The organism is Bradyrhizobium sp. SEMIA, assembly GCF_014844175.1.
Classification (GTDB): Bacteria; Pseudomonadota; Alphaproteobacteria; order Rhizobiales; family Xanthobacteraceae; genus Bradyrhizobium; species Bradyrhizobium arachidis.
On the sequence record NZ_CP046601.1, the window covers coordinates 9062754 to 9077547 of the forward strand.

8 protein-coding genes and 3 pseudogenes are annotated in these 14794 nt (G+C 60.6%); 10 read left to right on the forward strand and 1 reads right to left on the reverse strand.

Going from position 1 to position 14794, the window contains the following annotated elements:
• Positions 1–748: 748 nt before the first annotated feature.
• The 8 genes and pseudogenes from FOM02_RS43325 to FOM02_RS43355 all read left to right on the forward strand — a co-directional run bounded on the left by FOM02_RS43325 (position 749) and on the right by FOM02_RS43355 (position 12598).
• Entirely contained in the window at positions 749–1168 is a 420-nt protein-coding gene (locus FOM02_RS43325) for a hypothetical protein (RefSeq protein WP_265441104.1), read from the forward strand.
• A 166-nt stretch (positions 1169–1334) separates the two neighbouring features.
• Positions 1335–2081: an ABC transporter ATP-binding protein gene (locus FOM02_RS43330; RefSeq protein ID WP_265441105.1), complete on the forward strand. Its 747-nt coding sequence runs from the start codon at positions 1335–1337 to the stop codon at positions 2079–2081.
• A gap of 7 nt (positions 2082–2088) precedes the next feature.
• Positions 2089–3441, forward strand: a complete 1353-nt coding sequence (locus FOM02_RS43335; RefSeq protein WP_265441106.1) for an ABC transporter permease subunit — start codon at positions 2089–2091, stop codon at positions 3439–3441.
• Positions 3438–4157 (forward strand): hypothetical protein, encoded by a 720-nt coding sequence (locus tag FOM02_RS43340; RefSeq protein ID WP_265441107.1) that lies wholly within the window; start codon positions 3438–3440, stop codon positions 4155–4157. The genes FOM02_RS43335 and FOM02_RS43340 overlap by 4 nt, the downstream gene beginning before the upstream one ends.
• Before the next feature lie 184 nt (positions 4158–4341).
• Positions 4342–6795 carry a family 16 glycoside hydrolase gene (locus FOM02_RS43345; protein WP_265441108.1) on the forward strand — a complete coding sequence of 818 codons (2454 nt, stop codon included), beginning with the start codon at positions 4342–4344 and terminating at the stop codon, positions 6793–6795.
• A gap of 3 nt (positions 6796–6798) precedes the next feature.
• Positions 6799–8673, forward strand: a complete 1875-nt coding sequence (locus FOM02_RS43350; protein WP_265441109.1) for an alpha-amylase family glycosyl hydrolase — start codon at positions 6799–6801, stop codon at positions 8671–8673.
• A 574-nt stretch (positions 8674–9247) separates the two neighbouring features.
• Positions 9248–9373: pseudogene (locus FOM02_RS47435) on the forward strand (double zinc ribbon domain-containing protein); the annotation flags it as partial.
• A 57-nt stretch (positions 9374–9430) separates the two neighbouring features.
• Positions 9431–12598, forward strand: a complete 3168-nt coding sequence (locus tag FOM02_RS43355; protein WP_265441110.1) for an ATP-binding protein — start codon at positions 9431–9433, stop codon at positions 12596–12598.
• Between the two features lie 104 nt (positions 12599–12702).
• Here FOM02_RS43355 and FOM02_RS43360 read toward each other — a convergent pair.
• Positions 12703–13065 (reverse strand): annotated as a pseudogene (locus FOM02_RS43360) (hypothetical protein).
• A 124-nt stretch (positions 13066–13189) separates the two neighbouring features.
• Between FOM02_RS43360 and FOM02_RS43365 the strand changes: the two are divergent.
• Both FOM02_RS43365 and FOM02_RS43370 read left to right on the forward strand, forming a co-directional pair.
• Positions 13190–14124: pseudogene (locus FOM02_RS43365) on the forward strand (Ku protein).
• A gap of 294 nt (positions 14125–14418) precedes the next feature.
• Entirely contained in the window at positions 14419–14640 is a 222-nt protein-coding gene (locus tag FOM02_RS43370; RefSeq protein ID WP_027561307.1) for a hypothetical protein, read from the forward strand.
• Positions 14641–14794: the final 154 nt, after the last annotated feature.

Consider the following 14794-nt stretch of genomic DNA (forward strand, 5'->3'; position numbering starts at 1 on the left):
GGCTTGAAGAGAACCGCGAGTGCTGCGTCCTGATTTTTCGCGACGACGATAGCAGTCACCGTTCACTCGCAAGGAAAGAAGGGGAGGGACGGGAGAGGGATAGCCTCCTGAAGAGCGGTCGACCTAGAACTATCGCCTCTTTCACGCCATTGATCTTCTTTCCATCGGGAGAAGGCCATGAACCGAAAATCTCCTCTTCTTACGCCTGCGTTGTCCCTCGCTGTTACACCTGTCCTCGCCCAAGGTGGCGGAGGCGGTGGCGGTGCTGGTGGAGGCTCACGGCAACGAACGGCGCCAACAGCACCAACAACAATCGGCAGATGAGCCCCGCCGAACAAGCAAGAACTGGGATCAAGACGCTTCCTCAGGACCAAGCTCCCGGCGCCGTCAGTGCCCCAGCCGTTGGCGTCGGTCACGCCGCGAACGGCTTGCCGATCGGCACTCCAGGCTCTCGGACCAGCAACGTCGATCAGAAACAGCCTTTTCCTGCCTTTCAATGAAGATAATCCGAAGTGAATATCTCAGGCGGTCGCGAAAACTTGTGACGGAGTTTGCCCTTGAGGCTCCATTGGCCGAGTTAGGTTCGCTTTTTTGTGGAAGGAGAAGTGCGCAAAGACGTGATGACGAGGAAGAGGCCGCCATTGAGGCAGCCCTATTTCCCCATGAACTCAGCCGTGGCGCTGCTCGCGCGTCCGGAACGGAAGACTTCTCCTTTTGTTCAATCTCTAGAGAGTTCAGGAGAAGGGTCATGATCGCTAACAGACTTATTATTTTGGGCGCGGTGCTCGTCTTCGGCACCAACTCCGTAAATGCCGGTCCCTGCAACACGGCGAGCCGCGATGCGGGATCAGGAAACGTCCCGGGCTATACCGGGCAAACCATCGGTTCCACCGCATCTGATGCCAAGGAACATCCGCCGACATCTTCGATGGGCAAAGCTTCAGAGCATACCGCGACGTCGTCGGAAGACGCGCAGCGCCAGATGCAGAGCCAGCCTACCGCTGCCGAGCAGTCAACGGCAACCCAACCCGCACCCTCCACGCAGGCACCGGATAGGACGGCAGGCACGGTCGAGCAGACCCGTCCCGCGCCCACTGAGCAATCAAAGAAGGCAACGGCCGGGGCGGCCGAGCCTGCACCGTCCCAGAAAATGGCGACGGACTGCTAGAAGCGCGGGGTTCAAAGGGTCCAATCTGACCGACCGTGGGGCGTCGCGTCTGGGTGGTTCCTAATTGACAAGTAGGCCCGCTTTGGCAGAGTCGGGGCCTGGGGATGCGATCTCCCCATGAGGCGACATGCCCAAGCATCGCGTCCGGACTCCTGAAGGACGCAGCATGTCAACCGTCAACGACAGGTTTTCGCCAGATCGTTCGTCGTCTTTGCTGAGCGTGAAAGACCTGACCAAGCACTATGGATGCGACGGCGCCGCCATAGACCGCGTGACGTTCTCTGCTGTCGCGGGCGAAATCCTCGGCGTCATCGGTCCAAATGGCGCCGGCAAGACGACGCTACTGGAAGCCGTTGCCGGGCTTCTACCGATAAACTCAGGCGACGTCGTTTGGTGTGGAGAGCCGCTGCCCGCAGGCCGTCGGCGCGACGTCCTGTTCTACCTGCCCGATGGCGTCCGCCCATACCAAGACCAACCGGTCCTGCAGGTCGTGTCGTTCGTCGGCAACGTGTTTCGACGGTCAGACGCAGACATCGGCTCGATCATCGAAGCGTTGGGGTTACAGCCGGTGCTTCGAAAGCGCGTCCACGCTCTGTCAAAGGGCTATGCCCGACGGCTGATGCTGACCATCGGACTGCTCGCGCCGCACGACCTGCTACTGATGGACGAGCCGTTTGACGGATTTGACTTGCGGCAAACGCGCGACGTCATGGGCGTATTGCGTCGTCAGACGGCACGCGGGCGCACGCTGATTCTCTCCATCCATCAGTTGGCGGACGCCGAGCGGGTCTGTGACCGCTTCATCCTGCTCTCGGCAGGGCAGGTGCGCGGGTCCGGCGGACTTGCGGAACTACGTGCGCAGACGGGACTGCCGAACGGCTCACTGGAGGATATCTTCCTTGCACTCACGTGAGGCATACGTGCGGCCTACCGCACCGATCGCTCCGCTGCTCGCAAAAGAGCTCCGCGAGGTCACGGCCGGTCGAGCGCTTTGGACCATGCTGCTGCTGGTTTGTCCGCTCGTTGGATACAGCTTCGTCCAGGCGGTGTCGCTGTACAGCGAGTCAAGTGCGGCGGCCCTGCAGTCGCCAGTTCTGGCGAGGAGCCTGTCACCGCTCGATGGAATCCTGGTCCCGACATTCGGCTCGTTCTATGTGGCGGTGACATTGTTATTTCCTTTTGTAGCGATCCGGGTGCTGGGCCAGGAGAAGGAAAGCGGCGCGTTGCGCCTGCTGGTCCAGTTGCCGTACCGGACCTCGACGCTCATCGCCGCAAAATTCTGCGCCACGCTGGCAGCCTGGCTCATCGTGAGCATTCCAGCGCTTTCCGCGCTGGCTGTCTGGGTCATGTTGGGCGGCCATTTGGCTGCGCCAGAGACGCTGAACCTTCTGTTCGGCCATCTACTGTACGGTTTGCTTGCCGGCGCCATTGGCTTGCTGGCCGCGGTCGTATCCGACAGTTCGGCAACCGCCGCCATCATCGCGCTCGCTGTCACCATCGGATCATGGGTGCTGGATTTCGCGCTCGCTGGCCGCTCTGGTCTGTCGGCCTGGCTTGCGCAGCTGTCGCTAACCCAGACGTTGCGTCCGTTCGAGCAGGGGCTTCTGTCGGCTGGCCTGGTGCTCGGCATAACCGCCGTAATTGGTGGGCTCGCCGCGCTCACGATCGTCTGGCTTCCGCCCGGCACGCCGGTGCGAACAAAAGTAATCCGTTCTAGCCTGTGCGTGCTGGCGATCGTAGCTGGACTCGCCGCCGCGGGCCAAATCAGGGAGTCCGTGGACGTCAGCCAGGATCGCCGCAACTCCTTCTCGCGTGCAGATGAACGCTTACTAGCGACGCTTCGGCGCCCCTTGGTGATTAGGGTCAATCTCGCTGCTGAGGACCCCCGCTATATCGATCTCCGTCGGAACGTTCTCGTGAAGCTCGAGCGCGTCATGCCCGACGTCACCGTCGTTCTAACGAGCGGGTGGTCAAACATTCCCAATCCGGACGCCTATGGTCAGATTGATTATGCGTACGGTGATCGAACCGACGTAAGCCGCTCTACCAGCCCGCGTGAAATTCTGCCGCTGTTGTACGCGCTCGCGGGTGCGAAGCCGCCTTCGCCCGGCCTTGGCGAAGAGTACCCTGGTTATCCCTTGGTCGTCAGTGCGGACGTGGCGCTGCTGTGGTTCGTCGGCGGATTGCCGCTCCTGATCGTGCTCGCCTGGCGACACATTCGCCGGCTCGCCCAAAACAAGGACTCACCCGTTCAGCAAGGAGTCAAGCCATGAGTATCAGTAAGAAAATTGGAGCCGCCATCCTCTTGGCAATCGGTTGTGCGGTGCTGCCGAGCTTGGCGGCAGAACCAATCAAAATTGACCTCTCGAATGAAACCGTCGGCGGGGAGCCAAAATCACTGGTGCCGGTGGTTGGCTTCTGGAGGATCGAGGAGGAGGGGGGCAAGAAGGTGATCACGGTCGATGGTCGCCAGTGGAAGGAGGGGCAATCGTCGGCAGGTATCGCCGACAAGGCACGGGCTCTCTACGGGCAACGCTACGCTGAGTTTCTCGATCGCGTGCAGGCGTACGCCTACTATCCCTACGCGGTCGCGCCAAAAATCGACAATTTCAGCGATGGCGAGATTTCGGTGCGCTTTGAAGGCTTGTCCGGACGCATCGACCAGGGCGCCGGCATCCTCTTCAATCTCAAGCCAAACGGAGACTACCTGACAGTCCGCGCGAACTGCCTCGAGAACAATATCGTGCTGTGGAAGTTCGAGAACGGCAAGCGGTCTTCGGTCAAATGGGTACGCAATACACCGACCGCGACGCGGCAGTGGCACGACCTCAAGGTTCGCGTGAACGGCACGAAGGTGGAAGGCTATCTCGACGGAAAGCTTTATCTGGAACACACGCTGGCGCAACCGGTGTCCGGCCGGATCGGGCTTTGGTCGAAGGCCGACAGCCACATGTATTTCGCGGATTACATCGTGGCGGCCGGCAATTGAACAGGTACTGGGCGCTATGGATGCGACCGACTATATGCCCGTCGCACCCTTTCACGTTTAGAGCCGTCTCAGGTTTGCTGCGCCAGGGAAAAAGTGCAATCTGTGAACTAGATCATTTGAGGTTGAAGGAGGACGTGCCTCACTAAGAGAAGGCGAGTTCGAGGATTGCACCAGGAGACGGGCAATGCCGCTCACTACGGAGACAACCTCGTTCACCAAAGACGTTCAGGGCCGCTACCTCTGCAACAACCTCGCGGAGGTCGATGCGTGGAAATCCGCAGGCGGGCGTCCGTTCGACTTCATCATTGTGGGAGGTGGGACGTTCGGCTCGGCGATCGCCGAGCATTTGTGGTTCCGACAAAAACAAACCGGCGGCGGATTGCGGACGCTGATCGTCGAGGCCGGGAGGTTCACCGTACCCGAGCACGTCCAGAACACCGGGATCCAGGGGTTCGCCGACCCGGCTAATCCATTCTTCCTGAACGAGAACCTGCCGCAGCCGGAGCAGCCACGCAACGAGGTCTGGGGCATCCCCTGGAAGTCGACCATCCCCTTCAAAGGGCTCGCATATACGGTGGGTGGCAGATCGCTTTATTGGGGCGGGTGGTCGCCGCGTCTCCTCGATGAAGAAATGGCGACATGGCCGCCGACTACCGTGACCGATCTGAACACCCGCTATTTCGACGAGAGTTCCCGGCAAATCGGTGTCGACGAGGCGAACGATTTTATCGCCGGCGAACTACAGAACGCCCTGCGACGTCGACTTTTCGACAATCTTGCGAGCGTCCCAGGTGTGTTCTCCCTCGACGCGCTCCCGCCTTCGCCGCTCTTGAAGCCGGGTGCTGACCCTGCACAGGTACTCGGTCTGACGTCTACCGGCGGACTTTCTCAAAACGACCTCCTGAATTTGCTGAAGCTGGAGGCGCCCCTCGCGGTACAGGCGCGGCCGCCCCATGCGGGATTCTTTCCACTGAACAAATTCAGCGTCGTTCCGCTCCTGATGAAGGCGGCCCGGACGGCGGCAAGTGACTCCAACGGCAATGATTCAGTCAAGGAGTTCATGGTGCTGCCGGACACGCACGTCTTGACGCTGCGTACAGTTCCGACTGCAGGGGGTACCTGGCGCGTTGCCGGCATCGATACAAGCCGCGGCCCGATCGATCTGGCACCGGGTGGTGCCGTCATCCTGGCGCTTGGTACGATCGAGAACGCCAGGCTTGCGCTGGCTTCGTTTGACGCTACCGGACTTCCGACCTTGCCGCTCATTGGCAAGAATCTGATCGCGCATCTGCGTTCGAACCTCGTCATCCGCGTGCCCCGGGCGGCGATTTCCGGCCTTTCGCCGACCGTCAACGAACTGCAAACCGCGGCCCTGTTCGTGAAGGGACGAGCGACGCGGCCTAACGGCGATCTGATCGGCCGCTTCCATCTTCAGATTTCAGCGAGCGGTGGCGGCAATACCGTCGGAGGGGAGGATGAGCTCTACCGCAAGGTTCCTGATGTCGACTTTTACGACCAGCTTCGTACCTCCAACGATACACACGTGGCTATTGCAATAAGAGGACTTGGAGAGATGGAGCCCATCGATCCGGCCAATCTTGCTGCCCACCCAAGCCGTGTCGACTTGAGTTCGCGCCCCGACGAATATGGAATTCGTCGCGCGTCGGTAACACTCACGACCACGCCTCGGGATCAGGACCTCTGGGGCGCAATGGACGCGGCCATGCAACAGGTCGCCGCAATTTTTGCCAACGGGCAGCCGATGCAGGTACTCCAAAACAATCAAGACGGTCTCGGGACGACCCATCATGAAGCCGGGACTCTTTGGATGGGGACCGACCCGACCGCGAGTGTCACGGATGGTAATGGACGTTTCCATCACACCGAAGATCTCTATGCGGCGGGCCCGGCGCTGTTCCCGAGCATCGGCTCACCCAACCCGATGCTGACCGGCATCGCGCTGTCGCGCCGCACCGGCGACCTCATCATGACGCCGCCGCCTTTCGCGGCCGATGCGGGCTTCGAGACGCTGTTCGATGGCACCTCGCTCGGCGACTGGACGATGTCGACGATCAGCAACCAGCCCGGGCGGGACGACCCCGGCTCGTTCCGCGTCCGGCGTGGCGTTCTCGAGGGACGAACCGGGACGGACCTGGGCCTGCTCTGGCTCAAGAGACCGACTCCCGGCCGCTACATCTTGCGGCTGCAATGGATGATGACGGCGGCAGATGACAATTCAGGCGTCTTCATCAGCTTTCCGGACCCGCGCAACGAAGGCTACGACAACACCGCCTATGTCGGCGTCAACTTCGGATTCGAGATCCAGATCGACCAGTTGGCGCGTCCCGACAATGCGCCGATCCACAGGACTGGAGCGGTCTACTCCTTCAAAGGCCCGACTGATGGTCCATTGACCGTCCATCCGGTTGGAGAATGGAACGACTATGAGATCACCGTCGATGGCGCCGACATCACCGTCGCCCTGAATGGACAGACGGTCAACCTCTTCCATTTCGCGGGCGATCCGCAGTCTCCGCGCCGCGGGCTTCCATCGACCGCACAGGACCCGCGCTTCATCGGCCTACAGACGCATACGGGCCGTGTGCTCTTCCGCAACATCCAGTGGAAGGCGCTGTGAACGATGGACCTGATGCCGCTGGGATCATTGGGTGCCGTGGAGACGAACGGCACCGTAACCTTCGGACTCTGGCTTCCTTGGGTCTCGGCGGCCGACGGCAACGTCGTCACCGTGAAGATCATCCATGAGGCGGACCAATTTCTGCAGGCGATATCGGCGAGGGAGTTTCAGCTCGCGCACAGTGTTCGTCCTCCCTACGGGGATTTCTGGTCGGTCACGGTCCCCATCGCCGGAACTCCGCCCGCTGTGCAGGGCTCCGCCTGGGGCAATCCGGGTCGTTATGTCCACCGGTACACGATCACGAACCCGAACGTGGGCACGCTCGACTGGATCATCGACCCCTTTGCGCGCGAGTTCGGTGTCGGCAAGCAATCCGCCTTCACCCTGGGCTACCAGCCCTATGTCTGGAGTGCCGGTGAGGCCCAATGGCGAACGCCGTCGCTGGCAGATCTGATCCTCTATGAACTGAACATCGCGGAATTCGGCAACGACTTCGATCGTGTCCGCGGCCTCGTCGCCTATCTCGCTGACCTCGGGATCAATGCTATCGAGATCATGCCGCTATCCAACGTCGGCAACTCGGTCGACTGGGGCTATCTGCCGATCGGCTACTTCGGGGTCGACGAGCGCTTCGGCAAGCGGTCGGATTTCCAGCAGCTCGTCGACATCTGCCATCAGCACGGAATCGCCGTGATCGTGGACGTCGTCTATGGCCATGCTGGCGTAGATTTCCCGTACTACGATGCCTATACGCGGCTGCAGTACCGCGACAATCCGTTCATGGGGCCGTTTGCCAAGGACTACTTCAGCAATTTCGGCAAGAGCACGGATTTCAATCGGGAGATCACGCGAGACTACTTCTATACGGCCAATCACCATTGGCTCGACGTGTATCACGTCGACGGCTTTCGCTACGACTGCGTCCCGAACTACTGGGACGGCCCGATGGGCGTGGGCTACGCGAGCCTTGTCTATGAAACGCACCAGCTGACGAAGGCGAACATTGCCGCTGGTCGTCCATATTGGAGCCGCTTCGACGCGGGAGCCGGCAAGCCGCTGGCGCTGGTGCAAATGGCCGAGCAGCTCGAAGCCCCTGAGGAGGTGTTGCGGTCTACCTATTCCAACAGCACGTGGCAGAATGGCACCTTCGGCGCGGCGCGCGCGGTGGCCCAAGGCCACCGCGGGCAGCTTTCCGACCTCGGTCTCAAGCTCGGGCTGTTCGGCTACCCGGACCGGGAAACTGTCAATGGCGACGACATCTCGAAGACCGCGCTCCAGTACATCGAGAACCACGACCACGAACGATTCCTGTGCAACTTCGGTACTTCCAATCCGGACGAAGCAGGCAATCCGCTGTTTGCGGAGGGCGACCGCACGCGCTGGTACATGTTGCAGCCCTATTTGATCTGTCTGCTGATGAGCAAAGGCATTCCGATGCTCTGGCAAGGCGAGGAGTTTGCGGAGAACTACTTTCTGCCCGATTTCGGAATGGGCCGGGTATCGCTGCTGCGACCCATGCGTTGGGACTTTTTCTACGACGAGTCGGGCCGGCCGATCGTGAGCCTGGTTCGTAGGCTGCTGCGCATTCGGCGGCAGAGAGACCACATTCGTCAGGGCACGTACTTCTTCTTCAATGATTGGGACCGGTATCAGCGGTTCGGCATCCTGTTGTTCGCGCGTTACGACGGCGCCAGGTACACGTTGGTTTCCGTCAATTTCGGCGACACCGACCGAACCGTCCCGTTCTGGTTTCCTATCGCCGGTGACTACGCCGAAGAGCTACATGGGGGCGCTCTGGATCTGAAGAATGTTCCTGCGCTGCAGCAGGTCTGGCTAAACATCCCCTCGCACTACGGCCGAGTTTGGACGCTGACGTAAGAGCGAAAACGCAAGTGCTTGGTCGTCGAGAAAGACCGCCCAACGCTCCGGACGAGAGCTTGGTGAGGGCGTGGCGGAGAGAGGCTCAGTCAACGGCACGGGGCCCGGACGTCCTCTGAGATTGCCGCTGTCTCGCAGCACGTTGTATGCTCCGGATTGAGTTTACGTAGAGGGTGTCACACGCTGGCCGCTTCCTCGCGAACAAGGCGACAACGTTAGCTGACGCCCGCTTCTGGGCACGATGCGAATCGTCACTTCGCGTTTGGGTCGTGTGAGGCTGTTGTCAGCCTTCTTAGATTGAAAATGGGCTTGAGTCGCAGAGTGTTAGCCAGTTCATAATTCATGTCGAGCCTGCCGCCTTAAGCTTTCTGAGACAACCGCTCGGGAGGCAACGATGACACCCGATTGGCTTATTTTCCCTGCGACTATCGCCTGTGTCTGCATCCTGATCATTGTGAGTTTGATGGTCCTTGGCGCTTGGTAGGCAGCCGAAAGAGGTATCTTCGAAGACCTCTGAATATTTGCCTTATACCGACGTGGACTCGTATAGGTCAGCAGTTCGATCGGGTGCGGCATGGATTGCCCGAGTTGCGGCAGAGTCAACCCAGAGGGAAGAAAGGTCTGCGGCGATTGCGGCGCGCCGCTATTCTTCCGCTGCCCCGCTTGCGGGGCGGACAACCCGTCGGGCAAGAAATTCTGCGGCGACTGCGGTGCCCAGCTCGTGCCGCCGGTAGTGGCCCGCCCATCGACATCCACCGTGCCACCGCTCACGGAGCGCTCAAGCCTGTCACCCGGGCCATCTTCTTCCGCCGAGCGTCGCCAGCTGACAGTAATGTTCTGTGACCTCGTCGGCTCGACGGCGCTTGCGACAAAGCTCGATCCGGAAGACCTAGGGAAGATAATCGCCGAGTATCGCGACAGCGTCGCAGCGGCGGTCCGCAAGTACGGTGGTACCATTAGCCGCTACATCGGCGATGGCATGCTCATCCTGTTCGGTCACCCTTTAGCGCATGAGGATGATGCCGAACGCGCGGTGCGCGCCGCGCTTGAGATCGCCGCCTCCATGCGCGCGCCGCGAGGCCCACCGGCTTTCGAGCTGCGGGTTCGTCTGGGACTCGCAACTGGTCTCGTGATGGTCGGCGACCTTATCGGCAGCGAAGCTGCGGAGGCACAGGCGGTCCTTGGCGAGACGCCGAACCTGGCCGCTCGGCTGCAAGCGCTCGCCGAGCCAGATGGGGTGGTCATTGCCGAGGACACGCGACGGCTCATCGGCGGGCTCTTTGACTACGAGGATCTTGGCTTGGTCACGCTAAAGGGCTTCGTCGCGCCAGTGCAGGCCTGGCGGGTGCTGCATGAGGGAACGGCTGAAAGTCGCTTTGAGGCGCTGCACCCCTCAGTGCTCACCCCACTGGTTGGGCGTAACGATGAACTAGCCTGGCTCGAGCGGAGCTGGCGGCGTGCGAGGACGGGTTCCGGTCAAGTGGTGCTGCTCTCCGGCGAGGCGGGGATCGGCAAGTCTCGCCTCGTCGCGGCTATCCAGGAGCGTATCGAACGTGAACCGCACACCTGCTTGCGCTACTTCTGCTCGCCGCATCATCAGGAGAGTGCGCTCTATCCCTTCATTGCACAACTCCAGCGAGCGGCTTGTTTCGATCGTGAGGACACACCGAGGGCCAAGCTTGACAAGCTCCGAGTGCTGCTGTCCCCGGCATTGCCGCCTGACGAGGACGAGGCGATCCTGGCCGAGCTGCTGTCGATCCCGAACGGTGATCTGTACCTGCCGTCTCCCTTAACGCCGCAACAAAGGAAGGAGAGAAGCTTCGCCGCTCTGATTAGACAGCTCGAAGCTCTGGCGCGACGACATCCAACCATGATCGTGTTCGAGGACGTGCAATGGATTGATCCGAGCTCGCGCGAGTTGCTAGACAGGACGGTCGATCATATATCGGACTTACCGGTCTTGGTGCTTGTTACCCACCGTCCCGACTGTCAGATGGTATGGACCGGGAAGCCGCATGTCACCTTGTTGGTGCTGAACCGGCTTGACCAGAACGCGGGCGCCGCGTTGATCCGGAGCGTAGCCGGCGCCCGCACGCTGGCGACCGAAATCGTCAATGAAATTTCTGAACGAACAGATGGCGTTCCGCTGTTCGTCGAGGAGTTGACCAAAGCGGTGCTTGAAGCGAGCCCCGAGGAGATCCCGCGGGCCATTTCCTTCGCGCCGCTGCCGGGAGTTGCCGTGCCAGCCACGCTGCATGCTTCATTGATGGCGCGCCTTGACCGAATCGGTCTGATAGCAAAGGAGGTGGCGCAAGTCGGAGCAGCCATTGGCCGCGAGTTCTCCTACGATTTGCTTGCCGCGATCGCGCAGCGGCGTGACAGCGAGTTGCAGGCGGCGCTCGACCGGCTGATCAGCGCCGGGCTCGTATTTGGGCGTGGCGAACCGCCCGACGCGAACTTCTTGTTCAAGCACGCACTGGTGCAGGACGCGGCATACGGCACAATGTTGCGCAGCCAACGCCGCAAACTGCATGCGCGGATCGCGGGCGTGCTCGAGGAGAGGCTCGCTAGAGGCATCCAGGAGCAACCGGAGATCCTTGCTCACCACTGCGGACATGCTGGTCTGATTGAGAAGGCGGTTTCCTATTGGCAGGAGGCGGGTGAGCGTTCCAAGGCTCGATCGGCAATGACAGAAGCGATCGGGCAGATGAGAAGGGCGCTCGACCTGCTTCTCCAACTGCCGGATACCCCCGGGCGCCAGCGCGTCGAAACAGAACTTCAACTCGCGCTCGGTGGAGCGCTAATCGCCGTGAAGGGCCATGCGGCCGAAGAAACAGGCAAGGCTTATGCTCGGGCCCGCCACCTCTGCGAGCTCCTGAACGACAGCCCGACCCTGCTCAAGGCGCTCTGGGGCGAGTTCGTGCATTATCACGTACGGGGTGAAACGGATAGGTCGCATCGTATCGCTGAGTCCCTGCTCGACTTCGCCAAACGACAGAAGGATGCGGCCATTCTGGTCGCAGGTCATCGCGCAGTCGGCGATAGCTGGCTTCATCGCGGGCACTTGACCTTAGCGCGCGCTCATCTCGAGCAGGGGCTCGCTCTCTACGATCCGGCGCAGCAGCGTTCTCTGACGGCTCTGTTCGCGGAAAACGCCCGCGTGGCAATGCTTTCGTTCTTGTCACTGACATGTGGTCTTCTTGGCTTCGCAGATCAGGCGCGCAATCAGAGCAATGATGCTTTGACAGAGGCGCGGGAGTCGTTGCATCCGATCAGCCTTGCATTTGCACTTAGCGTCGCGTGCCGGCTACATTTTGTTCTCGATGATGTGGCCATCGTGGGCCGCCGGGCAGAGGAGCTAATCGCGCTTACCAAGGAGCACCGCTTTGGCTTCTTTCTCGCGATGGGCACCGCATATCGCGGCTGGACGTTGGTCGAGGCTGGTGACACCGAGGCTGGAGTGGAGTTACTCCGACGCGGTATTGAAGGATTCCAGGCGTCCGGCGCCGCATGGATTCTGCCGTTCTATCTTGCCCAACTTGCGACAGCGGAGGCAAAAGCAGCGCGGTTCGAAAATGGGCTCGGCCAGCTAAGCGAGGCGTTGGTACTAACCGAAAAATCTGGGGTGCGATGGTTTGAGGCGGAGCTGTTGCGGCGGAGAGGTGAGCTGATGCTGACTGCTCGACCAGGTGCCGAGGCCGACGCGGAGTCCGATTTTCGCCATGCCATCACGATTGCGCGCGAACAGAAGGCGAAACTTTGGGAACTCCGCTCTGCCCTGAGCTTGGCTCGGCTTTGGCGCAAACAAAACAAGCGCGATGAAGCACGCCGTCTACTGGCGCCGGTCTGCCGCTGGTTCAACGAGGGTTTCGACGTGCGCGACTTGACCGACAGCATGGCGCTGCTGGAAGAACTAGGCGTGTAGATGTGTGGCAATCCCTGTAAAGGCGTCCCAACCGCGCGAGAGCCTTGCGGTCGCCGCCGGAGAGTGGCGTCGGGTGGTGTTTCGGTGCCATGGCCGTGCGCCGGCTATGGCATGTCGAACGACGGCCAGCAGCCGTCTTCCTCGTTGCCGCCCGGTGCGCTGCGAGCACGTGGTGTCCAGCAGGCGCTGTCCGACGTTCTTCCACAGAGCCTCCAGTCCGTAGCGGCGCACTGCATCGGCCTTCTGATCTCGACGATCCGGGCGCAACGGCGACAGTTCACAACATGTTGGCTGATCTGGCTCAGCCGTAGCGCCGCTCCAGAGGGGACCGGCCGAGTATCGGCGCAGGGATCGTCCAGGAGGGCTTGCCAGTATTCGGGTGGTAGATCAGGCATCCGGGCCAATCCCGGCTTCGCAGCCATCTGTTTCGGGGTCGGCATGCGCCAGCTCGCGGGTCGATCGCTCATGCCAGAGAACAAATGTCGGGTCCGACCAAAGGAGGCTCGCCAAAAATTTGGGGTTGGAGGTGTCGGAACCAGCCGCTTTGGATCGTCTTGAATCCAGGCCGCCCCGAAACGGAGTTCTGCGTAAATGGCCCCGCGCGCCAACTGGAAAGGCTTCCTGCGTCTGTCCCTCGTGACGTGCCCCGTGGCGCTGTACCCGGCGACATCCGAATCCGAGAAGATCTCCTTCAATCAGCTCAATCGGCAGACGGGCCACCGCATCAAGTATCTCAAGGTTGATGCGGACACCGGTGACTAGGTCGCCATGAGGACATCGTCAAGGGATAAGAGCTGGAGAAGGGGAAGTTCATCGAGGTGACCAAGGAAGAGCTCGAAGAGGTCGCGCTGGAGTCCACCCGCACGATCGAGATCGATGAGTTTGTCGATAAAGCCGATATCGATCCTCGCTATCTGATCCGTCCCTACTATCTGCGGCCTGATGGCAAGGTCGGTCATGATGCATTTGCTGTGATCCGTGAGACCATCCGCGAGATGAACAAGGTCGCGATCGGCCGTGTGGTGTTGACCAATCGCGAACACATCATTGCTCTTGAGCCCATGGACAAGGGGCTCGTGGGAACGCTCCTGCGATACCCCTATGAAGTCCGCAGCGAGCAAGAATACTTCGACGAGATTCAGGACGTCAAAGTCACCAAAGACATGCTGGATCTAGCCAAGCATATCGTGAACCAGAAGGCCGGCAATTTCGATCCCGAGAAGTTCGAGGACCACTACGAGAGCGCATTGGTCGAACTGATCAACCAGAAGCGGGCAGGCAAGGTGATCCGGCCGATGGAGCGGCCAAAGGGCGAGAATGTCGTCGATCTGATGGAGGCGCTGCGCCGCAGCGTCGGAAGGGAAGCACCGCCCGAAGCAGCAACAGCTCCGAAGAAGTCAGCCAAGAACCCGCGCAAGGCGGCGACTGGTCAGAAGGAAATGCTGATGCAGATAGCCGGTAAGAAGCAGGCGAAGGCGACGGGGATAAAGAAGCCGTCGGCCAAGCAACAGCGTCGCTCTGCGTAGTTTGCGACCGCCAAAAGGTCATTAGGCGCTTCCAGAATGGCAAGGATGGTGCATCGTCCTGGTCAAGAACGAATGCCGGTGCGCAGCCGTCAAACTCTGTAAATCGCTCTAACAGCCCCTCCAGTTGCGACGGTAGTGGGGGAGTATCTCTGCGCGTTCTTAACGCGCGAGGCTACTCCTACCTCCGCCCAAGCCGCCAATATTTTCGCGTAATTTCATCCGCCGGGCGCAAGCGTCCGTTGTCCTCCGGTTTCCCGTGGTATGATTAACGTTCCTGGCTGGGGAGATATCCGAATGTCTACCTACCTACGCTTACACACACTCAATTTGCAGCCGGATATGGTCAACCGCATCCACGCGGCTTATGAGCAAGCGTTGCACTCGCTTTGTGTCAAGGATCGCGACGACCCGCTGACGGAAATGATTGCAAACAAGATCGTCAAGATCGCCCAAAGCGGCGTCCATGATCCGGCGGAGATTTCGCGTCTGGCTATCGAACAACTCGAGATGAGGTAACTGAGTGGGAGCTGTTAGGGCTCTTAAGCTGCTTCGTGAGCTCAGCTTAGCAACTTTCGCTCCTGCAGACAGTTGCCCCGATCACCGGCTAAGACTGACTTTCTGTAGCTAAGGTGGCTGAGAGAGCGATCGAGCTCCCTGAGGGAGCAACACA